The sequence below is a fragment of the Paenarthrobacter sp. Z7-10 genome (assembly GCF_026932795.1).
Lineage (GTDB): Bacteria > Actinomycetota > Actinomycetes > Actinomycetales > Micrococcaceae > Arthrobacter_M.
Window position 1 is genome coordinate 10,889 of the sequence record NZ_JADPVH010000034.1, and the last position, 22,927, is coordinate 33,815.

At 65.5% G+C, this 22,927-nt stretch carries 18 protein-coding genes and 1 pseudogene; 6 read left to right on the forward strand and 13 right to left on the reverse strand.

The features are described 5' to 3' along the window. Nucleotides 1–35: 35 nt before the first annotated feature. Genes IV498_RS11440 through IV498_RS11450 form a run of 3 tightly spaced genes read right to left on the reverse strand, consistent with a single transcriptional unit; the run spans nucleotide 36 to nucleotide 6,324 of the window. Nucleotides 36–2,681: an HAD-IC family P-type ATPase gene (locus IV498_RS11440; protein ID WP_330059511.1), complete on the reverse strand. Its 2,646-nt coding sequence runs from the start codon at nucleotides 2,679–2,681 to the stop codon at nucleotides 36–38. Then, nucleotides 2,678–4,312 (reverse strand): TRAM domain-containing protein, encoded by a 1,635-nt coding sequence (locus IV498_RS11445; protein ID WP_269046718.1) that lies wholly within the window; start codon nucleotides 4,310–4,312, stop codon nucleotides 2,678–2,680. Before IV498_RS11445 ends, IV498_RS11440 begins: the two co-directional genes overlap by 4 nt. Further along, complete coding sequence (locus IV498_RS11450) at nucleotides 4,312–6,324, reverse strand: APC family permease (RefSeq protein WP_269046719.1); 2,013 nt, start codon at nucleotides 6,322–6,324, stop codon at nucleotides 4,312–4,314. Before IV498_RS11450 ends, IV498_RS11445 begins: the two co-directional genes overlap by 1 nt. A gap of 123 nt (nucleotides 6,325–6,447) precedes the next feature. On the opposite strand from IV498_RS11450, the gene IV498_RS11455 reads away from it, so the two are divergent. Then, entirely contained in the window at nucleotides 6,448–7,122 is a 675-nt protein-coding gene (locus tag IV498_RS11455) for a potassium channel family protein (RefSeq protein WP_269046721.1), read from the forward strand. Next, nucleotides 7,119–7,793, forward strand: coding sequence for a potassium channel family protein (locus IV498_RS11460; RefSeq protein ID WP_269046723.1), 675 nt, complete (start codon nucleotides 7,119–7,121; stop codon nucleotides 7,791–7,793). Before IV498_RS11455 ends, IV498_RS11460 begins: the two co-directional genes overlap by 4 nt. Here the strand turns inward: IV498_RS11460 and IV498_RS11465 are convergent. The 4 genes from IV498_RS11465 to dut all read right to left on the reverse strand — a co-directional run bounded on the left by IV498_RS11465 (nucleotide 7,753) and on the right by dut (nucleotide 10,598). Beyond that, nucleotides 7,753–8,508, reverse strand: a complete 756-nt coding sequence (locus tag IV498_RS11465; RefSeq protein ID WP_269046725.1) for a DUF3159 domain-containing protein — start codon at nucleotides 8,506–8,508, stop codon at nucleotides 7,753–7,755. The two genes, IV498_RS11460 and IV498_RS11465, sit on opposite strands and share 41 nt — an antisense overlap. Beyond that, nucleotides 8,509–8,823, reverse strand: a complete 315-nt coding sequence (locus IV498_RS11470) for a hypothetical protein (protein WP_269046727.1) — start codon at nucleotides 8,821–8,823, stop codon at nucleotides 8,509–8,511. A 39-nt stretch (nucleotides 8,824–8,862) separates the two neighbouring features. Further along, nucleotides 8,863–9,561 carry a DUF3710 domain-containing protein gene (locus tag IV498_RS11475; protein WP_269046764.1) on the reverse strand — a complete coding sequence of 233 codons (699 nt, stop codon included), beginning with the start codon at nucleotides 9,559–9,561 and terminating at the stop codon, nucleotides 8,863–8,865. 347 nt (nucleotides 9,562–9,908) lie between these two features. Then, nucleotides 9,909–10,598: a dUTP diphosphatase gene (gene dut / locus IV498_RS11480; protein WP_269046729.1), complete on the reverse strand. Its 690-nt coding sequence runs from the start codon at nucleotides 10,596–10,598 to the stop codon at nucleotides 9,909–9,911. A 126-nt stretch (nucleotides 10,599–10,724) separates the two neighbouring features. Between dut and IV498_RS11485 the strand changes: the two genes are divergently transcribed. Beyond that, on the forward strand, nucleotides 10,725–11,222 hold the full coding sequence (locus tag IV498_RS11485) for a DUF3093 domain-containing protein (RefSeq protein WP_269046731.1): 498 nt from the start codon (nucleotides 10,725–10,727) through the stop codon (nucleotides 11,220–11,222). 44 nt (nucleotides 11,223–11,266) lie between these two features. Here the strand turns inward: IV498_RS11485 and IV498_RS11490 are convergent, their stop codons facing one another. Beyond that, a complete protein-coding gene (locus IV498_RS11490; protein ID WP_269046732.1) occupies nucleotides 11,267–11,566 on the reverse strand; it encodes a DUF4193 domain-containing protein in 300 nt (99 codons plus the stop codon). A 283-nt stretch (nucleotides 11,567–11,849) separates the two neighbouring features. Between IV498_RS11490 and sepH the strand changes: the two genes are divergently transcribed. After that, complete coding sequence (sepH, locus tag IV498_RS11495; protein WP_269046734.1) at nucleotides 11,850–13,178, forward strand: septation protein SepH; 1,329 nt, start codon at nucleotides 11,850–11,852, stop codon at nucleotides 13,176–13,178. 71 nt (nucleotides 13,179–13,249) lie between these two features. Here the strand turns inward: sepH and IV498_RS11500 are convergent. The 4 genes and pseudogenes from IV498_RS11500 to IV498_RS11515 form a co-directional block, all read right to left on the reverse strand. Continuing rightward, nucleotides 13,250–13,989: pseudogene (locus IV498_RS11500) on the reverse strand (thymidine kinase). After that, complete coding sequence (locus IV498_RS11505; protein WP_269046735.1) at nucleotides 13,982–15,202, reverse strand: alkaline phosphatase family protein; 1,221 nt, start codon at nucleotides 15,200–15,202, stop codon at nucleotides 13,982–13,984. Before IV498_RS11505 ends, IV498_RS11500 begins: the two are co-directional and overlap by 8 nt. 7 nt (nucleotides 15,203–15,209) lie before the next feature. Beyond that, nucleotides 15,210–15,899, reverse strand: a complete 690-nt coding sequence (locus IV498_RS11510) for a DUF5998 family protein (RefSeq protein WP_269046737.1) — start codon at nucleotides 15,897–15,899, stop codon at nucleotides 15,210–15,212. Nucleotides 15,900–15,947: 48 nt separating this feature from the next. Beyond that, entirely contained in the window at nucleotides 15,948–18,656 is a 2,709-nt protein-coding gene (locus tag IV498_RS11515; RefSeq protein WP_269046739.1) for a bifunctional acetate--CoA ligase family protein/GNAT family N-acetyltransferase, read from the reverse strand. A gap of 126 nt (nucleotides 18,657–18,782) precedes the next feature. On the opposite strand from IV498_RS11515, the gene IV498_RS11520 reads away from it, so the two are divergent. Both IV498_RS11520 and IV498_RS11525 read left to right on the forward strand, forming a co-directional pair. Continuing rightward, complete coding sequence (locus tag IV498_RS11520; RefSeq protein WP_269046741.1) at nucleotides 18,783–21,335, forward strand: DNA gyrase/topoisomerase IV subunit A; 2,553 nt, start codon at nucleotides 18,783–18,785, stop codon at nucleotides 21,333–21,335. A gap of 25 nt (nucleotides 21,336–21,360) precedes the next feature. Continuing rightward, nucleotides 21,361–21,879 (forward strand): DinB family protein, encoded by a 519-nt coding sequence (locus IV498_RS11525; RefSeq protein WP_269046743.1) that lies wholly within the window; start codon nucleotides 21,361–21,363, stop codon nucleotides 21,877–21,879. 9 nt (nucleotides 21,880–21,888) lie between these two features. Here the strand turns inward: IV498_RS11525 and IV498_RS11530 are convergent, their stop codons facing one another. After that, entirely contained in the window at nucleotides 21,889–22,878 is a 990-nt protein-coding gene (locus IV498_RS11530; protein ID WP_269046745.1) for a GNAT family N-acetyltransferase, read from the reverse strand. Between the last annotated feature and the right edge of the window lie 49 nt (nucleotides 22,879–22,927).

Genomic DNA, 22,927 nt, shown 5'->3' on the forward strand with positions numbered 1-22,927 from the left:
GCCACGCGGCCGTTACCCCGCTAGTTAGGGCAGCCTTACTCCCGCTCCGAGACGGCTCCCGCTCTCTTGAGCGAGCGGTAAAGGACCTCGATACCCGCGCAGCCAAGCACAACTACGCCCATCGTAACCGCAAGCAGGTCCCCTGTTGGCACCTGTAATGCAAAGAATTCCCGCCCGAAGGGGACCGCGAGCACCGCGGCAAGCAGGGCTGCCATAGCGGCGACCAGCAATGCCCGCCATCTGTCGAATGGCCGCGCCAATGCGGACAGCACCCACAGAGCCACCAGCAGGACCGCCATGGTGGCAGCCGTCTGGCCCGAGCGGATCTGCCCGCCAGGATCCAACTCCGGGTTCGGAAACGCCCGGGCGTATGAGTAGACGGCCAGAATGCAGGCACTGATAATGAGGCCGGCGGGAATTGAGAACATCAGGCAGCGCCGCAGGAAACCCGGCTGGTACCGGCGTTTGTTGGGCAGCAGAGCCAGAAAGAACGCCGGAATGCCGATAGTCAGGGAGCTGACGATGGAAAGCTGCCGCGGCAGGAATGGGTACTGCCACAGCAGCACGCCAATCACCAGCGAAATGACCACGGCGTATGCGGTCTTCGTCAGGAACAGGTTGGCCACCCGTTCCACGTTGGCGATCACCCGCCGCCCCTCCGCAACCACTCCGGGCATCCGGGAGAACGCGCCGTCCAGCAGCACCAGCCGCGAAACCGCTTTCGTGGCGGCGGCCCCCGATCCCATCGCAATACCGATGTCCGCGTACTTCAGGGCCAACGCATCATTAACGCCGTCCCCGGTCATGGCGACCACGTGGCCGCGCTGCTGCAGCGCGAGGACAATGGATTTCTTCTGTTCAGGGGTGACCCGGCCAAGTACGTGTTCGCGCTCCAGTACCTCGGCAATGCCGTCGGGATCGGTGGGCAGTCCGCGCGCGTCATAGCCCTCCCCCACATGGACAAAGCCCACCTCTCGGGCAACGGCCGCCACGGTCCGCGGGCTGTCTCCGGAAAGGATCCGCAACGCCACCCCTTGCTCACGGAAGTAACGCAGCGTTTCCGCAGCATCTGAGCGGACCTTTTCGCGGAACGTCAACAACATCACCGGCAGCAGTCCCGAGGGTAACCGCGGCGGCAGTCCGGCCGTTGCTGAGGGCAACAGACCGGGCGTTATCTGCGGGGGGCCGCCAGTGGTTGCCGACGGCGGCCCGCCGGGGGTTGCCGACAGCAGCCCCGGTTTCGAATCACGTCCCCGCTCAGCTTCGACCGGCTCCGGCGTGTGGGCCAGGACCAAGGCCCGGAGCCCCAACGCCGACAGCGCCGCGGCTTGGTTCAGGGCTTCGCCATGCCGGAGGTCGGCCGCATCCAGCACCATCTCGGGCGCTCCAAATACCCATGTCCCGGCGATCGGGGCGGCATGCCCTGAGTGGAACCGGTCCGCCTCCGCGGTGTCGAAGCTCACAGCGCTCCACTTGCGCGCACTGTTGAACGGGACGGCATGCAACGGCGCGATGCCCGGAATCTCGGCAAAGCTTGAACGCAGGGACGCCGCAGTGGCGTTGGCAGTTTCCTGTCCCGCCAGCCAGCCCAGCACAAGCTCCCAGCCAACCGGCGCGGCCGACGTCACCCGGTGGGGGCCGTCAAAAATGATTTCGCCTTCGGTTAGGGTTCCCGTCTTGTCCAGGCAGATCATGTCCACCCGCGCCAGCCCTTCTACGGCGGGCAGCTCCTGCACCAGCACCTGGCGGCGGGCCAGCGTGACGGCCGCCAATCCAAACGAAATGCTGGTCAGCAGGACCAGGCCTTCGGGAATCATCGCCACGATGCTGGCAACGGCGCTGACCACCGCGCCTTTCCACTCCCCTGTCGCAATGGCCGCTTCCCAGCCACCCTTGGCCTGCATTTGCGAATTGACCACCAGCACAATAATCGGAATCAGCGCCCACGTGATGTAGAGGATAATCCGGTTGATGGCATTGCGGATTTCCGAATTCACCAGCGAAAAGCGCTTGGCTTCGGCGGTCAGCACGCTGGCGTAGGACTCGGCGCCTACCCGGATGACTCGGGCGGCTCCCGAACCGGCAACCACCGCCGAGCCGGAGAGCACCTCGGCGCCGGGCTCCTTGAGCTCAGGCTCCGATTCCCCGGTCAGCAGCGACTCTTCCACCTCCAGACCCTCGACCGAGAGGATCACGGCGTCGGCTGGAATTTGGTCCCCGCTGCGGAGCACCAGCACATCGTCGTGCACGACGGCGGCCACTGCTATGTTCTGCACCTCGCCGGCGCGCAGCACCCGGGCAGTCGGCGCATGCAGGACGGCCAATCGATCCAGGGCGCGCTTCGCCCGATACTCCTGCACGACCCCGATCGCCGCATTGGCCAGCACAATGAAGCCGAACAGGGCATCCCGGGGATCGCCTACCGCCAAAACGATCAGCAGGCAGGCGCCGAGTACGGCATTAAACAGCGTGAAGAGGTTGGCCCGCAGGATCTGCCAGATACTGCGGCTGCTCTCATGTGGAACGGCGTTGGTCAGGCCGGCGGCATGCCGGACGCGCACCTGCTCGTCGTCAAGCCCTGCGACCGCCAACGCTGTCGGGTCCGGACTGGGAAGCGCCGCGCGGGCGTCGGCCACCCTTTGGCGGTGCAGCCGGGCGGCGTGGTTAGACGTCTTGGTCAAGAATGAGTTCCAGGCGTCAGCAGGGCAACCGTCTCCAAATGGTGGGTGTTCGGGTACAGGTCAAAGGCCCGCAGCCGCTCCAGTTTCCAGCCAGCTGTCCGGAAATACCCCAGGTCCCGGGCAAACGATGCCGGGTCGCAGGAGACGTAGGCGATGGCCCGCGGCGATGAGGCCACCAACCGCTGGATCACGGGTTTACCCGCTCCCGCTCGGGGCGGATCGAGGACAACGGCGTCAAAACGGTGACGTGCCCCGGCCAGCACCCGCTCCACCCGTCCGCCTTGAATGGTCACCTGGGCTGCTGCGTGCAGGTTTTTTCGCGCGTCCCGGCTGGCCCCGGCGGAGCCTTCGACGCTGAGGACGGAGCCTTCAGGGCCAACCACATCAGCCAGCGGCGCCGTGAACAACCCAGCACCGGCGTAGAGGTCCGCGACAACAGATCCCGCGGCGAGATGATTCCCGTCCTGCAGGAAGTCCAGTACCGCATCGGTCAGTACGGCGGGTGCCAGACGGTGGATCTGCCAGAACCCGGCACCGCTCACCCTGAATTCATGGCCGGCAGAGGTCTCCGATACCCAGGACCGTCCGCGGAGAGGGGTGATCAGACCGCTTTCCGGGTCCCAGCCGGCCACCGAAACGGCTGCCCGTCCAGCGGATGCCAGCCCAGCGGTTCCTTGGCCCAACTGGGTTGCCACTCGTTTGAGTACCTTCCCCGCGGCCTTTGCAGATAGCGCCGGCTCCGGAGCCAGCAGCACCAAGGGCGCGCTGCCGGTGGACGGCGCAGCCACCTCGATCCGGGCGATGCCGGTCAAATCGGTTTCCCACAGCCGCAGCGCATTGATGGCTGGCGCGGCAAGCGGCATGGCCTCAATGGGCAGCACCTGATTGGAGCGGTGTGCGTGCATCCCCAGACGCCCGGCTGCGGTGACGGCAAAACCGGCCCTGGTGCGCCAGGCCAGCCCTGCCGCCTGATCCGGCGTACCCGCCGCGTCGACGTCCTCAACCTCCGGCAGACCCGTTCCCAGACCCGTTCCCGTTCCCGTTCCCGTTCCCGTTCCCGGAAGATATCCCGCTTCGGCCAGACGGTGAAGCTGTTCTGCCAGCACGGCCTCCTTGAGCCGGCGCTGGCCTGCACGCGTGATATGCCCGAATTCCGCTCCACCGACAGGAAGTTGGCCGGCAGCGTAAGCCGTCGGCGCGTCCGCGGCTGCCCAAAAATGCTTGACGCGATCGGTGGAGGGCTGAATCACCTCGGTGACGTCCGCGCGCCAGAAGCTGGCGCCGTCGTCGTACTCGGTCAACCGCACCTGGACGACTTCGCCGGGCAGCGCATGGCGAACAAAAATCACCCGGCCCTCATGCCGGGCTACGCAGTGGCCGCCGTGAGCCACGGGGCCAACTGTCAGGGTCAGCGTTCGATCCCTAATCTCACCCAGTTCCCCGCCCTTCAAATGAGATCCCGACGGCAGCTGCGGTCGGCGCCCGGGCTGCGGCTGTGCCGACGGCTCGGGCTGTGCCGACGACTGCGGCTCGGGCTGCGGCTGTACCGACGACTGCGGCTCGGGCTGCGGCTGTACCGACGACTGCGGCTCGGGCTGCGGCTGGCGGATGGACGAACGATCGGCGGCCATCAGCGGATGTCCTGGAAACTCTGCGCGTCCTCGGACGACTTCAGCTGCCATGGCACGCTGGCTACCATCACGCCGGGTTCAAAGTGCAGCCGCGTTTTGATCCGGAGCGCGGTCTGGTTGTGCACCAGTTGTTCCCACCATTTGCCCACAACATACTCGGCTATATAGACCACAATCAGGTCCCGCGGTGCCTCGCGGCGGATGCTGCGGATGTAGTCCAGGATCGGCGTAATGGTTTCCCGGTAGGGGCTCGCCAGCACCGTCAGCGGAACTGGAATTTCAAGCTTTTCCCAATCCTGGACGGTTCGCTCGGTCTCGGCGGCATCGATGTCCACCGTGATAGCGTCCAGCCGTGACGGCCGGGAGGCCCGGGCAAAAGCCAGCGCGCGCAGCACGGGTTTGCGCACGTGCGACACCAGCAGCACGGCGTGCACGCGGGTGGGAAGGGCACGCGGGGAGGAATCTTCGTCCACCGCCAGCTCCTTGGCCACATTGTCATAGTGCGCCCGGATGCTCCACATGACCAGGAACAGGAAGAACATGGCCAGCAAGGCAATCCAGGCGCCCTGCTCAAACTTGGTAATCAGGACGATGATCAGCACCGTCAAGGTCATGAGGAAGCCCAGCGTGTTGATGGTGCGCGATTTGATGATCCGACGCCGTGAGGCGCTGTCCTTAACCACCCGCAGGGCCCGTCCCCAGTGCCGGATCATGCCCAGCTGGCTGGAGGTGAAGGAAATGAATACGCCCACAATGTACAGCTGGATCAGCTTGGTCACGTCGGCGTTGAAGGCGATGATCAGTACCAGCGAGCCGGCGGCCAGGGCCAGCACTCCATTGCTGAAGGCCAGCCGGTCCCCGCGGGTGCGCAGCTGCCGGGGCAGGTAGCCGTCCTGGGCCAGGATGGAGGCCAGGACCGGGAACCCGTTGAAGGCGGTGTTGGACGCGAAAACCAGAATGACCCCGGTGGCGGCGACAATGATGATAAACGGAATGGAACCAGACCCAAAGACGGTGCTGGCAATTTGGCTGATCACCGGGTTCTGCACGTAGCTGTCCGGCAGGGCCCGGCCGTGCAGCAGGAATTCCCCCGCAGGATTCTGGGCCATTTGGACGCCTGTGACTCGGGCAAGGTACAGGATGCCGGCAAGCATCCCGGCTGCGATGGCGCCCAGCAGCAGCAAGGTGGTCGCTGCGTTCTTACTCTTGGGTTTCTGGAAGTTGGGCACGCCGTTGCTGATCGCTTCCACGCCGGTCAGGGCGGCGGCGCCGGAGGAGAAGGCCCGCAGCAGCAGGAACCCGCCGGCCAGGCCGGCAAGGCCGTTTTCGAAGTCCGCCTGCGGCACGATGGTGAAGTCCGCCGAAGGAGCGGTGCCGAGCTGGCCGGTCACGGCCTGGAACAGTCCAAAAGCGGTCATTCCCAGAATGCAGGCGATAAAGATGTAAGTGGGAACGGCGAACACGTTGCCGGCCTCTTTGATGCCGCGCAGGTTCACCAGCGCCAGGACCACGACGCCCAGCGCGGCGATAAGCGCCTGGCTGCTGTGCAGACCGGGAACGGCCGTAGCCAGATAGTTGGCTGCCGAGGACATCGATACCGCAACCGTCAGCACGTAGTCCACCAGCAGCGCGGCAGCCACGGTCAGACCGGCTGTTTTACCCAAGTTGGTGTTGGCAATCTCATAGTCGCCACCGCCGGAAGGGTAGGCGTGCACGTTCTGCCGGTATGAGGCCACCACCGTCAGCAGGACGATCATGACGCTGATCCCCACCCAAGGCGCCATCGTGACGGCGGCCCCGCCGGCAAGCGCCAGCGTCAGCAGGATTTCGTCCGGCGCGTAGGCCACGGAGGAGAGCGCATCGGAGGCGAAAACCGGCAGCGCGATCCGCTTAGGAAGCAGGGTATGGGCCAGCCGGTCGTTCCGAAATGGACGCCCGACCAGAACGCGCTTAATCGCGTTGAAAAAAGTCAGCACGCGGGTAACGGTAGTCGCTCCGGGAGTCAATGTCATAGAGCCGGACATTGGGCCGCCCGCGCCGCCCGCCGACAGTCCACGTTTTGGCGCCGCCCGTCCCGGCGGCAGATAATATGCACGGACGTGCAACAGCACGGATAACGAGCCAAAGGAGCCTGGGTGCCACATTTTGTGATCATGGGATGCGGCCGTGTCGGTGCCACGCTGGCCCACACGCTTGAGGATGCGGGACACTCGGTGGCCATCATTGATCAGGATGACCGCGCGTTCCGACGGCTGCGGACCGGTTTTGCCGGCCGCAAGGTCACGGGCGTGGGTTTTGACCGTGAGACCCTTAAGCAGGCCGACATTGAACAGGCCTACGCCTTTGCCGCGGTTTCCAGCGGCGACAACTCCAATGTGCTGGCCACCCGTGTGGCGCGCGAGACATTTCATGTGGAGCACGTGGTGGCGCGCATCTACGACCCGGGACGGGCTGAGATTTACCAGCGGCTGGGCATCCCCACGGTTGCCGCGGTGCGCTGGAGCGCGGACCAGGTGCTGCGCCGGATCCTGCCCGAGGCAACCATCAACGGCGACTTTCGTGAACCGTCAGGCCGCTTGATCCTCACCGAAGTTGCCCTGCATCCGGGCTGGATAGGCCGGCACGTCCTCGATGTCGAAAAAGCCGCCGGGGCCAGGGTGGCCTATCTCACCCGCTTCGGCGAGGGCATGCTCCCCTCCGGCGACACGAGCTACCAGCAGGGCGACACGGTGCACGTGATGCTGCCCGTCGCACGGAGTTCCGAGATCAGCCGAATTCTTGCCACCGCACCAGTGAAGGAGTCCGCATGAAAGTCGTCATTGTAGGAGCGGGCAGCGTTGGCTCCTCGATTGCCCGCGAACTCCTCTCGCATGACCACGACATCCTGCTGATCGATCCCAAGCCGGAGGTGATTGGCCGCAGCGGGCTGCGGGGAGCCCGCTGGCTGGTGGGGGACGCCTGCGAAATCAGCACACTGCGGGAAGCGAAACTGGAGGAGGCCGACGTCGTCGTCTCTGCTACCGGCGACGACAAGGTGAACCTGGTGGTCTCCCTGCTGGCCAAGACGGAATTCGGCGTTGGCCGCACCGTGGGCCGCGTCAACAACCCAAAGAATGACTGGATGTTCGATGATTCCTGGGGGGTGGATGTCGCGGTCAACACCCCGCGGTTGATGACGGCGCTGGTGGAGGAAGCAGTGGAAATCGGTGACCTGGTGCGGCTGCTGACCCTGCAGACGGGGGTCTCCTCGCTGGTGGAGTTCACCGTGCCTTCCGATTCCCATGTGGTGGGGAGCACGGTTGGCTCCATCGAGTGGCCGGCGGACTCAACGTTGGTGGCCATCCTGCGCGATGAGGCCCCAATAACGCCGAGCATCGATGATGTCTTCGACGGCGGCGATGAACTGTTCTTCATCAGCACCATCGCTGCCGAGGACGGTCTTAGGGCGCTGTTGTCTCCGAAGAAGAAGGCCCAGCCGTAGTAACGGAGCCGGCGGGGGTTTCCCCTGCCGGCACAGCCGGACGGCTGACAAGCCAGGCCAGCCACAAGCCCAGCGCGTAAAGCGGCAGCCCCATCAGCAGCCGGGTTGCCCCCAGGGCACCCACGGCCCCGGCCAGGTACAACGGGAACTGAACGAGCAGCCGCAGGCCCATCACTCCAATGACGATCCAGGTGGCCACCCGGTAGGCCCGCAGCCTTTCGGCCTTGGCGCGCCAGTGCAGTCCCTCATTGCGGACGTATCCGAAAAGCAATCCCAGCACCGGCCATCGAACCGCAATGGAGACGGCCATCGCCACGATATAGCCGGCGTTGGTCAGGAACCCTGCCACGTAATAATCCGCGGCTTTGCCAGTAAAGAGCGCCAGTGCTGCGGAGACCGCCACGCCAATGACGCCGGCCAGCGCCTGGGTCAACGGGGTCCGCTGCACAAGCCGGGCCACCGTGAACAGCACCGCTGCCGCCACCGAGGCCAGCAGTGAAATCAGCAGGAGCCCCGTGGTGGTGAAGAGCACCAGGAACACCAGCCCGGGCAGTATGCTTTCGGCGATGCCTCGGATGCCGCCGGCCGCCTGAAGCAGGTCGATGTGACCGTTGTCCTTGCGCCGGACACCAGACTTAACGGCGAAATCCTGTGCCAGCGAGGCCAGCGACGGCTGCTCGGGACGTTCCCGGCTGTCGTCTTCGGGCTGATTCAACTAAGTCTCCTGTTTGCCGATAATTTCGTAGCGGGGATTAAAAACCGTTGGCAGCCCGTCCCGGATCGAGACCATGCCCTCGAAACGCAGCTCCGTACCCGCACCGATGCCTGGCACCCGGCGCCGTCCCAGCCAGATCAACCGGACCCGGTGGTTGACCTTGCGGCCGGCCTTGGGCGCATCCACCGCATCATCGACGTCGGTGACGATGGCCGAGAACTGCGGCGGCTCACCGGGGGGCAGAATGGTCACGGAGTGAACGGTGCCGCAGCATAGAGCACGGCCGCGAACGGGAAGTGCGGAGATTTCCGTCATTCGCGTTCCGTCGCCGGGCGGCTGGTTAACCAAGGAGACTTAGCCGATCTCGGTGATTTCGGGGCCGCGCCGGAAGGGCGCAGCGCCCTGCCCTTCGGCCGGATGGTCCGCCGGGACGTGGCCGGTGGAGTCCGTCACGGCGTCCTTGGGCAGGCGGAGGGCGAGCAGTTCGCGCGGCGGCAAGGGGCTCTCACCCCGGACGACGACGACGGCACGGAACAGCTTTTCCAGGTCGGCCGCCGCATCCCGGTCCAGGGCGGCTTCGCCGCCGAACACACCGCGCAGGAACCAGCGCGGCCCATCAACTCCGAGAAAGCGGGCCACTCGAAAGCCCATACTGCCATCGGCAGCCTGTGCGGGCAGCTTTGCCAGCACCTCAGGACCGAAGGTGCCGTCCAGCTCCTCGATAGTTCCCCCTTGGGAACCCACGGACAAACCGATCTGCTCCCGGATTTCGTCCCACAGACCTTCCGAGCGGGGCGCAGCAAACGCCTGCAGCTGCAGGCTGGAGTTACCCAGATCCAGGGTCACCGCGATGACCCGCTGGGTTTGCTCCTCGACTTCAAGGCGCAGCGCGAGACCATCGTGCGGGGTGATCAGCAGGGCACCCAGGTCTACATAGTTTTCAGGTGAATCGATCTCATCGGCGTCGAAGGGACCGTGCACATTGCGCTCATACGCGACGTCCGAGGGATCGGGAGTGGCATTGCCGACGCCGCTGCTGGCGGAAGCTGCCATGCTCGAAACAGTGGCTGCAGCAGGGAGCGCCGTGTCATCCACAGATTGAGCGTCAGCTGCTCCGGCTGCCGCAGTCGCGCTTTCGCCGTCCCTGCCTGCCGGTACACCGGATTCGGGCAAAGGGAAGCCCTGCGCCCCCTCCTGCGCCTCGTCCGTTGTATCGGCGTCGGGCACCGCCGCGTCCGATGCGGCAGTTTCCGCGTCGCGCTCAGTCGCCTGGCGGGATTTCTTACCGAACCCAAAAGCCATTCCGGGGTATCTCCTTCAACTTGTTCGACGGACCGGACCGTACCGGCGAAACACTCCTGCCAAAAGACTACCGGCGAAGCCGCCGACGCCCTGCCGCTTTAGGGGGACCCAGGCTGGCCGGCATCATTGCCCGCCTCGGATCCATTGCCCGCCGCGGCTTCGAAAGTTCGCGCACCGCCCACCGACTGGCCAGCCGGCGCCGTAAAGCCTCCGGTGGATCCGAAACCTTCGGTGCCGCGGACGGAGTCCGGTAATTCGGCAACCGGAACAAAATGCGCGTGCTCCACACGCTGGATCACCATCTGTGCAATTCTCTCGCCCCGGGAGAGCCTAATACTCTGCGTCCGGTCGGTGTTCAGGAGCGTGACGGCAAGTTCACCCCGATAACCGGCATCCACGGTGCCAGGGGAATTCACGATGCTCAAACCGTGCCGGGTGGCAAGTCCCGATCTCGGATGAATCAGGGCCACGTATCCCTCCGGCAGGGCGATGCTGACTCCGGTCGGAGCCAGCACTCGTTCCCCTGGCGCCAGCACGAGATCAACCCGGGTGCGCAGGTCTGCACCGGCATCTCCGGGGTGGGCGTACTGAGGCGGCTCAATTCCGTCGTCGAGCATTTTCAGGCGAACCGTCAGGGTCCCAGCGGCGGATGTGCCGGCCGCGGATGTTCCGGCGGTCGGGAGCGCTGCGGCCCCGGGCCCATAACCGGAATCGGATGAAACGTCCGTTCCGCCGGGCTCCGAAACACCCGCTGCATCAGTTACTTTTCCGCTCGAAACGGCGGGCATGGATTCTTTCCTCACAGCAGATCACTCTAGCCGGTTCCCGGTTAACCCCTCCGCCCCGCCTGCCGGATCCGGCCGTACCGGAGCTGCCGGGATGAAATGTCCGCAGAAAGGTGAAAAACTGCTCCCATGTCCTCCGAACCCCCGCTGAAAAGCGCACCCTCCTCCGTTGTGACCTATTCGGAGAGGCTGTGGCCAGCCGTGTGGATCTGGGTGGTGGCGCTGGGAATCTCCGGGGCAGCCATTCTGGTCTGTGCCCCGATCAGCATGACCGCCGGTTATATTGCGGGCGTGGCGGTGTTCCTGGTCCAGGGCATCCTGCTGATCTTGTCCACGCCACGGATCGAAGTCAGCACCCAATCGCTGCAGGTGGGCCGCGCGCATATTGAACGTGCCTTTGTCGGGAAGGTGCAGCCGTTCCGCGCAAATGATGCCATTGCCCAGCGCGGCACAGCACTCAACGGACTGGCTTACCTGTGCATCCGGGGCTGGGTGAGCCCGGTGGTTCGCATCGAGATTACGGACGAATCCGACCGCACGCCATATTGGCTGGCGTCCTCGCGCCGACCGGAGCAATTCGCCGCCGCCTTGACTGCGCCGTCGTCGGCGGCGCAGCCCGGACATTAACCTTCGCAGTCCCTAACCTTCGCAATCCCTAACCTTCGCAATCCCTAACCTTCGCAATCCGTGCAGTACAGCAAACCGTCCTTTTCACGGGCGATCTGCGAACGATGCCGGACCAGGAAACAGGACGAACAGGTGAATTCGTCCGCCTGAGGCGGCAGCACCTGCACTAGGAGTTCCTCGCCGGACAGGTCCGCGCCCGGCAACTCAAATGCTTCGGCAGCTTCGGTTTCGTCCTCATCAACGACGGCAGACGTCTTGTCCGTCCGCCGGGTTTTCAGTTCCTCGATCGAGTCCTGGCTGAGCTCGTCCTCGTTCTTCCGCGGCGCATCATAGTCAGTCGCCATATCCTGTATTCTCACGCTCCATTGTTTTGCAGATGGTCCGCGCCCGAGGCGCCCGAGGGCATGTCCGCTCGAATGCAGATGAACACCTTATGCCCGGCGAAGTGCGCAGGACAGCCTTCCCGGCAGCTTTTCGCCCGCGGCGTAAGAACCGCAGCGTAAGGGCCGCAGCGTCCCGTGTGCCCCCGATAACGCTGATTTTGCGCCACGCCTGCACCGGTAGTAGGAATCCCACGCTTTCAATGGCAGAGTTTCCAGTGAATGTATGGCGACGCTGGAGGGTTTTATGCAGGATCTACGGTTGGTGGGTGTCCACGATGATGGCGAACATCTGCTCCTCAGTGGAACCGGTGGAGACGTTTTCCGTCTGCCCATTGATGAGGCTCTGCGGGTAGCGGCCTCCAGGGCATCCACCCGATTGCGAACAGCATCGGCCCAGGCGACCACCGCTGAATCCGGCAGCAGGCTTTCCCCCCGCGACATCCAGATGCAGATCCGCGCCGGTGACAGCGCCGAGGCGGTGGCCGCCGCCTCCGGCCTGCCGCTGGCGCACATCCAACGATATGAAGGCCCGGTCGTGGCCGAACGGGAATATGTGGCGCGTCAGGCGAGGGCCATCGAATTGTCGGCCCCGATTCCCCCGCACGATGGCTACCGGTCCGCCTTTGGCGACAACCCGGCTACCCTGGAAGAGATGGTCTCGTACCGGCTGGCCGCTTTTGGCATCGATCCGGACTCTGTGTTGTGGGACGCGTGGCGGCACCAGGATGGAACCTGGATGGTCACGGCCGACTTCGAATCCTCCGCCGCGGGCGCGGCGGCAAGCATTGGCGAGCCGGCTCCGGCTCAGTGGACCTTCAGCCCGGGCCGAAAGATCATCCGCAATGCCAATCGCTGGGCGCAGCAGCTGAGCGAAATTGAACCCTTGGACGGGCCGCTTCCGGCCCGGCGGTTGTCAGCCGTCGCGGACCGCCCCTTCGATTTCGAGACGGATGCCGCCCTTCCATTAACCGATGCGGCGCACGTCACCGAGGCCATGTCGGCCTCGGTCCCCAACGAGGCGGAAGGTTTGTTGGACATGCTGCGCGCCCGCCGCGGTCAACGCCTCGGGGTGGATGAGGACGACGACGACGCCCTTGCCGTGCTGCTGACGAATGGAATTCCCGCGGCACATCCTCGGCCGGGGGCCGAGGACGCACCGGGTTCTTCCGCTGCACAAGGACCCAAGAAGCACGACGACGAGGCCGCCAGGTCCCAGGATGCCACCGCTGCGGGAACAGCAACCCGCGGGGCGGCCGATCAGGACAGCCCGGCAGCGGCGATGCCGGAGGGCTACCCTTCGCTGACTTTGGCACCACGGAGCCGCAACCACGAGGACGCCCTCAGACTCCATGAGGTCAGCACCGAAACCCGGGAAATCCGCATTTCCGCCGCGCCTAAGACGACAGCTGGCGAACCCGGTAAGACTGCTGCGGAAACTCCCACCGGAGAGGGCATCAACAGCGGCGGATCTGCTGCCGGCGTGGAACGTGCGGATCGGCGGACAGCCATTAAACCCAAGCGCTCCAGCGTGCCCAGCTGGGATGAAATAGTCTTTGGCACCAAGAGCGACTAGCCCCGCAGCCGTACTAAGAACCCAATCGAGTGAGTAGTTAGTGCGCGATACAGGCCGGTATCGAGCGCGTACTACTCACTCGATTGGAAGGGCAGCAGCTGATCCCTTTCGGCCATGAGGTTCGCACCGTGCGCCGTCAATCGGCGCATGAAGTGTCGCCGGCACAGCGTCTCATATTCCACGGCGGGACCCACGGCGGACACAGCCGGTTCGACAATGGCCACATCGGCCACAGCCATCTGCTCGCCCCGGCCATATTCCCCACCGCGGCCGGCTCGACCATGGCCACATCGCCCACAGCGACCTGCTCGCCTTCAACCGTCATCACGCCGTCCAGGGTGCGGGCATTGTGGGTTGCGCGGTTCCCGCACCAGCACAGTGCCTGCACCTGAAGAACCTGCACTTGGTCCGCCAGTTCGATCAGCCGCTGGGAACCGGGGAACAATCTGGTTTGGAAGTCCGTGTTGATGCCAAAGGCAAACACGTCGATGTCCATTTCGTCCACCACCCGCGCCAGCTGCTCAATTTGCTCGGCCGTGTAGAACTGGGCCTCATCGCAGATCAGGTAGTCGACACGGTCTCCCCTGGTTCGGCGCCGGACCACCTCGTCCCAGAAATCCGTGCCCGGTGCCACTTCGGCCGCCGGCGTGCGCAGCCCGAGCCGGCTGGAGATGACTGCCTCGCCGGCGCGGTCGTGGCAGGCGAACAACACGCCGCCGCGTCCGCGGGCGCAGTGGTTGTAGTCCATCTGCAGGGCGAGTGTGGACTTGCCGCAATCCATCGTGCCGGAAAAAAAGACGAGCTCAGCCACGGCGGCCGCTCCGGGAAGCTTGTTTGGAGCGGGAACCGGCCTCCATCGGAATCCGCAGCAGCGGCACCTCGCGTTCGGCGCGGGTCAGGGATCCATGCGCACCCACCACCTCCAGCGCAGAGGAGCGGACGCGGCGGGTGTCGTAGAACGCGATGGGCTCTCGGGCCGCAATCAGCACGTCTCCTATCCGGGGCAGCACTTCGGGCCGGACCTGGCCGAAGTACCCAGCCTCAATAGCCTGCCGCCGGGTCAGCACCCAAGCCTGCCTGCCATAGACTTCCCGCCAGTTCGTCAGCAGGGCATCGCGGGCTCCCTCGTTCGCGTCCGGCTCAAGGTACAAGTGGACCATTCGAGGCTCTCCGGCGGTATGGCGGACGCCGGCGATCAGCTCGGATCGGGCGGAGTAATCCACCCGCCGCCGTTCGGGAACGTCCACCATCCCGTGGTCTGCCGTGAGCAGCACCATGGTGTCAGCCGGCAGTTGCTGGGAGAGCCGCTTCACCGCAGCGTCCAGTTCCTCCAACTGATGCTCCCACTGCGCCGAATCACTGCCGAATCGGTGGCCCGCCTTGTCCAGTTCGCCCCAGTAGAAATAGAGCAGCAGCCGCTCGTGGGAAGCCATCAGCTCGGCGGCGGCAGCCGTGCGTGCGTACGGGGTGGTGGCCGGGCTGAACTCGCTTCCGCGCAGCGCGGCGCGTGTCATGGCCGACTCGGCAAACTTGGGCAGGCCAACGGTGGCGGTGGGAAGAATCCCCTGCAGCCGCTCGAAAACGGTCGGCAGGGGCTGCCAGGACAGCGGATCGACTTCGGGGTCCCAGCCACTGAGCTGGTTGATGACTTTGTCCCGGGTTGGGTCAAGCACGTCATAGCCCACCATGCCGTGCTGGCCGGGAGCGGCACCAGTCCCCAAACTGGCCAGGGACGTCGCCGTCGTCGAGGGAAAGGCTGCCATCAGCGTCTGCCGGTGCGAAGATGTATCCCCACCGCTGATCACCGACCGCAGAAAGGGGGCGTGCGCGGCCCGGCGGGACAGCATGGCCTTACCCAGGCCATCCACCAGCACGATGCAGATCCGGCGCGCCGATCCAATGCTCAAGTGGTTGCTGAAGCCGGGGGCGCCAAGCGCCGCTGCGCTGGAGGTCAGGACCTCGGCGATGGAATTCCGCCCGTATCCGGGGGCTTCCGGCAGTGCTGCCTCCGGCTGACCCGTCACGGGGCCGTCACGGCTCGCGGTGGTGGCCGCGGCTAAGCCGCGATCCGAGTACCGGGAACTTACCCCGCGGAGCGCCATGGCCATCCGCGGCGACCGCTGAGCTGCTCGTGTTGACGGCGCGCAGCGCCCGGGCGAAGGACTTGGCATCCTGGACGGCCTGCAGCCCATCGGCTTCGGCGCTGATCCGCAGCGCAATATCTTCCTGGGCAATGGTTCCGGTCAGTCCGTGGTCCGCTTCGCATTGGGGGTCGCTGCAGCCAGCCGGGCCGATATCCAGCCGCTGGCCACCGGACCAGGAAATGGAGAGCGTCAGTTCCCGCACCGGGTCGGAGGGCTTATAGTTCTGCGGCTGCGCATACATGTAGCTGAGGACCACGGAGCGGATCTGGCTCACCGGAACCGATTCGGTGGAAATCTGCGCCACCATCTGCTCCCCCTCGTCGTCGAGCTGCTGGTCGTCAACATGGGTGATGACCAGCATGTCCTCGGTCAGCACCAGCACGGTGATGTGACGATGCACCTCGGTTCGGTCAAAATGGGTTTCGAGATGGACCAGGTGGGACAGGCATTCGCGGCCGTCCAAGGCGTCATTGACTACATCCGAGACCAACAGCGGGTAAAAGCCCGCACGCTGCAGGGCCGAGGCCAAGCCGTGACCCGCGCCAGTGGAATGAGCCGTCGTTCCGAACGTGTTCATCCCTCCATTTTCACAGATCCGAGGCACACACGCTAACCGGCGTCTGACTCACGAAAGCAGCGCCCGGCGGGCACTGTCCGTGCGTTGGGCCGGATTGGCGATCCGCACGTCCGCCGCCAGAACCGTAAGCCCCGCCGGCCCGGCCAGAACGGGGTTGAATTCGACCAGCGCTATCTCCGGGTGCTCGTCCTTGAGCACGGCGAGCCGGGCCACCAGGTCCTCCAGGGCAGCCAGATCCACCGCCGGCAGGCCCTGGTACCCGAACAGTTTGCGGGCCGCCCGCGGCGAGCGCACCAAGTCGGCGACGTCGGCCTGCGTCAGGGGCGGCACCCGGTGGGCCCAGTCGTCCAGCAGATTGACGGCGTCCCCGGCCAGTCCGAAGGACAGCACGGGCCCCAGCAGCGGGTCTTCGATGGCCCGCAGCGTGCACGATTGCCCGACGGCGGCCATCGCCTGGATCTCCATGCCGAAACTTCCGTACGGCCGCAGCACCGCCGTCATCCGAGCTATGTTGCGGCGCAGCGACCCGGCGTCGTCGATGTTCAGCTGCACGCCGCCCAAGTCCAGCCGGTGCCGCAGGGTGGCGTCGGTGGTTTTCAGCGCCACCGGCCAGCCCAGCCGGTCGGCCTCCGCCACCGCTTCCTCCGCCGTCGTGAAGGGTGCCGATTCGAGCACCGTGATGCCGTACAGCTTCAGGAGCCCCGCGGCTTCATCCGGCCCCAGCCGCACCAGTGCGTCGCCCCGGACGGACTGGAGCAGGATTTCCAGCCGTCTCGAGACGGCATCGGAATCGATCCCCGCCGGATGCGGAAAGTCGCCTTGTTCGCGCTGCCGCCACTGGGCATAGCGGACGACGGCGGCCAAGGCGGCCACAGCGGAGCCGGGGCTCGAGTAGCACGGCAGCCCGGCCCCGCTCAGTCCGTCGACGGCGATGGAGGCATCGAGAATCCCGGGGAAGGCGGCAGCGACGGGCTTTCCGGTGCGCTGCGAGCATTCATGCAGGACGGCGGCAACGGGCTCCAGCGGCAATTCCGGATCCGGCAGCAGCGCCACCACGGCGGCATGGACGCTCTCCCTGCCGAGCGATTCGAGAAGTCGTTCCCGCAGCCCCGCCGCCGCCTGATCCTGAGCGCCGGGCCGCAGATCAGCCACGATGTCCTGCACCACCATTCCGTGCGATTCGAGGGAGTCCGCCACCACCGAGGCCAGCGCCAGGGAGTTGCTGAGCACCAGCACGGAGCCACCGGCAGGCAGCGGAGCTCCGAGGACCAGCTGTGCCACATCAACCAGTTCTTCGATGGTCCCCACCCGCAGCACGCCGGCCTGGCGCAGCATGGCGTCCAGCGCGCCGGCCGGCGCCGCCGTCGTGCGCACCGCATGTCCGGGAGGCAACCGCAGGCCCATCACATCGGATTTCGCGACAATCACCGGCTTACTGCGCGAGAGCCGGCGGGCGATCCGGGAAAACTTTCGGGGATTGCCAATGGACTCCAGATACAGCGCACACGCGCTGGTCTGCCCGTCGTCCTCCCAAAACTGCATCAGGTCGTTGCCGGAGACGTCCGCCCGGTTGCCGGCGGACAGCATGCTGGACAGGCCCAGCCGGCGTCGGACGGCCGCCGCGTGCAGCGAGACGCCCAGGGCTGCCGACTGGCTGAACAGGCCCAAACCGCCGGCAGCCGGCAGGTGAGGCGCCAGCGAGGCGTTAAGCAGGACATCGGATCGGGTGTTGGCCAACCCCAGCGAGGCGGGACCGATTAAACGCATACCGTTTGCTCGGGCCTGGCGCACCAGCGACCGCTGCCGCGCCAGACCGTGTTCGCCGTCGTCCGCGAAGCCGCCCGTAATCACCAAAACCCCCTTGACGCCCGCGGCACCACACTCCGCCACGACGGCCGGGACGTCCGCGTAGTCCACCGCGATGACGGCCAGGTCCACGGGTCCCGGAACCTCGGACAGGCTGCGGTACGCAGTGATTGGGTAAGTCCCGTCCGCGTCGGCACCGGTCGCCGGCCCGGAGATCACGAGGAAGAGTTCGCCGCTGTACCCACCCGCCAGGATGTGCTCCACCAGCCTGGACGCCTCGGACCGCCCACCGGCCGGTTCAGCTGCAGACCGGCCGGAACCGATCACCGCCACCGACGCCGGAGCAAGCAGCGCGGCCACGCTGCGGGCCTCGGCACGGTGCTCCCTGGACTCCATCACGGAGCGCGACTTCTCGGTGGGATCGATGTCAAAGCCAAGGCTGATCACGCCGCTGTCGAAGTGTCGGTGCACCTCGTAGCCGGCCTCGGAAAACACAGCCAGCATTTTGCCGTTCTCGGGCAGGATTTCGGCACTGAACCTGCGGATGCCGTTCTCCCATGCGGCGGCGGCCAGGTGCTCCAGCAGGATCGAGCCCAGCCCGCGGCCCTGGTGCCGGTCGGCGATGTTGAAGGCAACCTCAGCCTCCAGCGGATCCTCCAGCCGGTCATAGCGGCCAATGCCAAGAATGGCCCGTCCCATGGTGATCACGAACGCTACCCGGTCCCGGTAGTCCACATTCGTGAAACGCAGCAGTTCCTTGTCACTGAGCTGGGACTTGTAGGTGAAAAAGCGCAGATAAATGGAATTCTGCGACTGGGCCCTGTGGAAGGCCTGCACGGCATCGGCATCCCCGGGCGAAATGGGCCGAAGGTGCGCCGTCCCGCCATCCCGCAGCACGACATCGGCCTCCCAATGTTCGGGATATACCCCGTGTGCAGGCTGTTCCACCATAGACTCACTGTAGCGAGTGGACGCCCGTTCAACCCATTGGACCAACCACGGGTCCAACATTATGGGCCCGGGATGTCCGCCACCCTCCGTTCCCACCATCCGCAGCAGTAAGGATCCCGCTCTCCCATGGCCAAGCGCCAAGCTCCGGCAGAAGCAGACTTCACCGAGAAGATCATCGATATCGATGTCTCCAGTGAGATGGAGGGCTCATTCCTTGAGTACGCCTACTCGGTGATCTACTCGCGCGCCCTGCCCGATGCCCGTGACGGCCTCAAACCGGTGCAGCGGCGCATCCTGTACATGATGAGCGAGATGGGCCTCCGACCTGACCGCGGGCATGTGAAAAGTGCCCGCGTAGTCGGCGAGGTGATGGGCAAGCTGCATCCGCACGGCGATACGGCTATCTATGACGCCATGGTGCGGATGGCGCAGGACTTCTCGCTGCGGCTGCCGCTAATCGATGGTCATGGCAACTTTGGCTCGCTCGACGACGGACCGGCGGCGCCGCGCTATACCGAGGCCCGCCTCGCCGCGGCGGCGCTTGCCCTGACCGACGACCTGGACGAGGACGTCGTCGATTTCGTTCCAAACTACGACAACCAGCTCACCCAGCCGGATGTGCTCCCGGCCGCGTTCCCCAACCTACTGGTCAACGGCACCACCGGCATCGCCGTCGGCATGGCCACCAATATGGCCCCGCATAACCTGGGCGAGGTCATTGCCGCGGCCCAGCACCTGATCGCCCATCCGAACGCGACACTGGAGGACATCATGCGTTTTGTCCCCGGTCCGGATCTGCCTGCGGGTGGCCGGATTGTGGGACTGGACGGCATCCGCGACGCATACGCCACGGGCCGCGGCTCGTTCAAGACCCGGGCCAAGGTGGAGATCGAGCAGCTCTCGGCCCGCCGGACCGGACTGGTGGTCACCGAACTTCCGTACCTGGTGGGTCCGGAAAAAGTGATCGAAAAAATCAAGGACGCGGTCCTGGCCAAGAAGCTCCAGGGCATCAGCGACATCGTGGATCTCACCGACCGCAACCACGGGCTGCGCCTGGTCATCGAGATCAAGAACGGTTTCAATCCCAATGCCGTGATCGCGCAGCTGTACCGCTATTCGCCAATGGAGGATTCCTTCGGAATCAACAACGTCACCCTGGTGGACGGCCAGCCACAGACGCTGGGACTGCTCGAACTGCTCCGGGTTTATGTGGAGCACCGGATCTCCGTGGTGCGCCGCCGCACCAGCTTCCGGCTGGGCAAGAAAAAGGACCGTCTGCACCTGGTCGAGGGTCTGCTGATCGCCATTGTGGACATCGACGAAGTCATCGCCATTATCCGCTCCTCCGATGAAGTGGCAGCGGCCCGGACGCGGCTGATGGCCATTTATGACCTAAGCGAAGTCCAGGCGACCTACATCCTGGAACTGCGGCTGCGCCAACTGACCAAGTTCTCCCGGATCGAGCTGGAAAAGGAACAGGACCAGCTGCGCAAGGAAATCGCCGAGCTGGAAGCCATCCTGGCTTCGGAGCAGCGGCTGCGTGATCTGGTCTCCAGCGAATTGGGCGCTGTTGCGGCCAAGTACGCCACCGAGCGCCGAACCATCCTGCTTGAATCCGAGGCGGTGGCCCCCAGCGCGGCCAGTGCGCTGGCATCCGCCGGACCCTCCGCTTCCGGCAAAGCCGCACCGCTGGCCCTGGAAATTGCCGACGATCCCTGCTGGGTCCTGCTCAGCACCTCGGGCCAGATTGCGCGGACCTCGAACCAGGAACCGCTGGTCGATGCCGGCCCGCGGACCAGGCACGACGCACTCCGTTCCGTCGTGCGCACCACCGCCCGGTCCGAGATCGCCGCCGTGACCTCCGCCGGTCGAATGCTCCGGCTCTCCGTAGTGGACATGCCTGCCCTTCCGGCGACATCCGGCATGCCCAACCTGGCCGGTGGCGTACCGGCTAAGGATTTCCTCACGCTGGCCAAGGGCGAGTCCCTGATAGGTTTCACCGCGCTCAACACGACGATCGCCGTCGGCACCCGCCGGGGAGTGGTCAAGCGCGTGGTCCCGGAATATCCGCTGAACCGCGACGACTGGAACATCATTGCGCTCAAGGATCGGGACCAGGTGGTGTCCGCCGCACCGGCCGCCGACGACGCGGAGCTCGTCTTCCTCACCGAACAGGCACAGCTGCTGCGCTTCCCGGCCGCCAGTGTCCGTCCCCAGGGCCGGACCGCGGGCGGAATGGCCGGCATCAAACTCGGCCCCGGGGACAGCGTCATCGGCTTTTCAGTGCTGTCCCCCGGAGACGATGCCGCAGTGGTGGTCACCATAGCTGGCAGCACGGTTGCCTTGCCCGGTACAGTGCCCGGTTCCGCCAAGGTCACCGCCGCGGACGAATATCCCGTCAAGGGCCGCGGCACCGCTGGAGTGCGTGCCCACCGCTTCCTCAAGGGCGAAGACCTGCTGCTGCTTGCATGGGCCGGACATGGGCCCGCCAAAGCTGCCTCCGCCACCGGGGTGGCCCGGGCGCTGCCCACCGAACATGGACGCCGCGACGGTTCGGGGATTCCGCTGAGCCAGGAAGTCGAGGCCGTCGGTCCATCCCTGGCCGGGACACCAGCTGCGGGAACGGATAAACCGGGTGCTGAACAGCTCGGACTGGTCGACGCCGCACAACCGCAGTAGGTCAGCAAGTGCCTAGACTACAACCATGGCGATTCCCCCGGACAACAAGGACTGGACCTGGGTACTGACCCGTCCTTGTCCCGAATGCGGCTTCGAAGCCGCCAACAGCACGCCCGCAACGGCGGCCAGTATGATTCCCGAGCTGCTGCCGCGCTGGCTGGCGGTCCTGCGCCGGCCCGATGCCGCCGAACCCGTCTCGGACTCCCGCTGGTCCCCGCTCGAATACGGCTGTCATGTGCGCGATGTGTTCGCCCTTTTCGACCAGCGGCTGAACCTGATGCTGGAGACGGACAATCCCGAATTCGCCAACTGGGACCAGGATCAGGCAGCTGTGGACCAGGGCTACGCCCTCCAAGATCCGGCCGTCGTCAGCGTCGAGCTGCTGGAGTGCGGGTCTGAACTCGCAGCGTCCTTTGCCTCGGTCACCGAAAGCCAGTGGGACCGCACCGGCCTCCGGAGCAACGGTTTTGTCTTCACCGTCCGGACCATTTCCGGTTATTTCCTGCACGATATCGTGCACCATCTCCATGACGTGGACGGCTGAGCGTATCGCTCACTCGAGCAGCAGATCCCAGGCCATCGAGCGGTGCGTGGCCCGGTAGCCCATCCGTTCATACAGGCCCAACGCCCCCGACGGGTTCTCGGTGTCGACGTCGAGCCCGGCATAGTCCATGCCGGCAGCCTTGAACCGCTGCATCGCGTCGGCCAGCAGTGCCGCGGCTACCTTCCGACCCCGCCATTTTCGGCGAACGCCCAGCAGCTCGGTGTACCCCTCCGCACGACCCTCCCGTGCCAGCACCTGGGGGTCATAACTGGCCAGCTGATACCCCACGACCTCGCCGCTGGAGCGTTCCAGTGCCAAGGTGTTCCAATCCGCCCGGGACAGTGGATGGCCGAGCATGAATCCCCAAGCCTCCCGATCGCGTGGCTCGGATCCCCAATGGTCGGCGAAAACCTCATTATGGGCCAGCCTGGCGGCCTCGTCCAGGTTGGGGGCAAGGGAAACGATCTCGATCTCCGGAGCCGGCGCAATCTCCGGCAGCCCGCCGTCGAGCGGGCGCAGCATTGAGGTGAAGTAGCGCACCACGTCGAAACCGAATCCGGTGAAGAGCGCGCGCTCGGCCACATTGTCTTCCTCCGAATGCACCCGGATCCTGGCCTCCGGCATCCGCTCCTGAGCAAACCGGAGCCGGGCCTGGGCCAGCTGCCAGGCCAGCACCGCAGATCCCACACCACGCCGCTGCCATTGTGGGTCGACTCCGCCTGCGGCAATGGCCTTGGGACCGCCGAGGTTCTTGCTCACACGCCCGTAGGCGCGTGCTGTGCCGCCCTCGTCCATGCCGATCACCGTATTAAGGGCTGGATCATTCTTGCTGGAGGCGAAAATGTGTGTCAGGTCGGCGCGCTGGTCGCTCCACGGTGGCCTTTCCGCCTCGGCGATCCGCTCGATCAGGGCAAGCCATTGATCGATGTCCGATGGAACAATCGCCCGGAAAGCCAGTCCGGTCGAGCTGGGCAATGAAACCTCGGGAAGCTCGGTCATAACGACAGCCTATCCGGCAGCGTCCGAGCCTCCCCGGCACCGCGGCAGC

Bases quoted from the DNA above. Each gene is read 5' to 3' on its own strand.
- IV498_RS11445 (WP_269046718.1), bottom strand. From the start codon at position 4,312: ATGGCCGCCGATCGTTCGTCCATCCGCCAGCCGCAGCCCGAGCCGCAG.
- IV498_RS11450 (WP_269046719.1), bottom strand. From the start codon at position 6,324: ATGACATTGACTCCCGGAGCGACTACCGTTACCCGCGTGCTGACTTTT.
- IV498_RS11460 (WP_269046723.1), top strand. From the start codon at position 7,119: ATGAAAGTCGTCATTGTAGGAGCGGGCAGCGTTGGCTCCTCGATTGCC.
- IV498_RS11470 (WP_269046727.1), bottom strand. From the start codon at position 8,823: ATGACGGAAATCTCCGCACTTCCCGTTCGCGGCCGTGCTCTATGCTGC.
- IV498_RS11475 (WP_269046764.1), bottom strand. From the start codon at position 9,561: ATGGCAGCTTCCGCCAGCAGCGGCGTCGGCAATGCCACTCCCGATCCC.
- dut (WP_269046729.1), bottom strand. From the start codon at position 10,598: ATGCCCGCCGTTTCGAGCGGAAAAGTAACTGATGCAGCGGGTGTTTCG.
- IV498_RS11485 (WP_269046731.1), top strand. From the start codon at position 10,725: ATGTCCTCCGAACCCCCGCTGAAAAGCGCACCCTCCTCCGTTGTGACC.
- IV498_RS11490 (WP_269046732.1), bottom strand. From the start codon at position 11,566: ATGGCGACTGACTATGATGCGCCGCGGAAGAACGAGGACGAGCTCAGC.
- sepH (WP_269046734.1), top strand. From the start codon at position 11,850: ATGCAGGATCTACGGTTGGTGGGTGTCCACGATGATGGCGAACATCTG.
- IV498_RS11510 (WP_269046737.1), bottom strand. From the start codon at position 15,899: ATGAACACGTTCGGAACGACGGCTCATTCCACTGGCGCGGGTCACGGC.
- IV498_RS11515 (WP_269046739.1), bottom strand. From the start codon at position 18,656: ATGGTGGAACAGCCTGCACACGGGGTATATCCCGAACATTGGGAGGCC.
- IV498_RS11520 (WP_269046741.1), top strand. From the start codon at position 18,783: ATGGCCAAGCGCCAAGCTCCGGCAGAAGCAGACTTCACCGAGAAGATC.
- IV498_RS11525 (WP_269046743.1), top strand. From the start codon at position 21,361: ATGGCGATTCCCCCGGACAACAAGGACTGGACCTGGGTACTGACCCGT.
- IV498_RS11530 (WP_269046745.1), bottom strand. From the start codon at position 22,878: ATGACCGAGCTTCCCGAGGTTTCATTGCCCAGCTCGACCGGACTGGCT.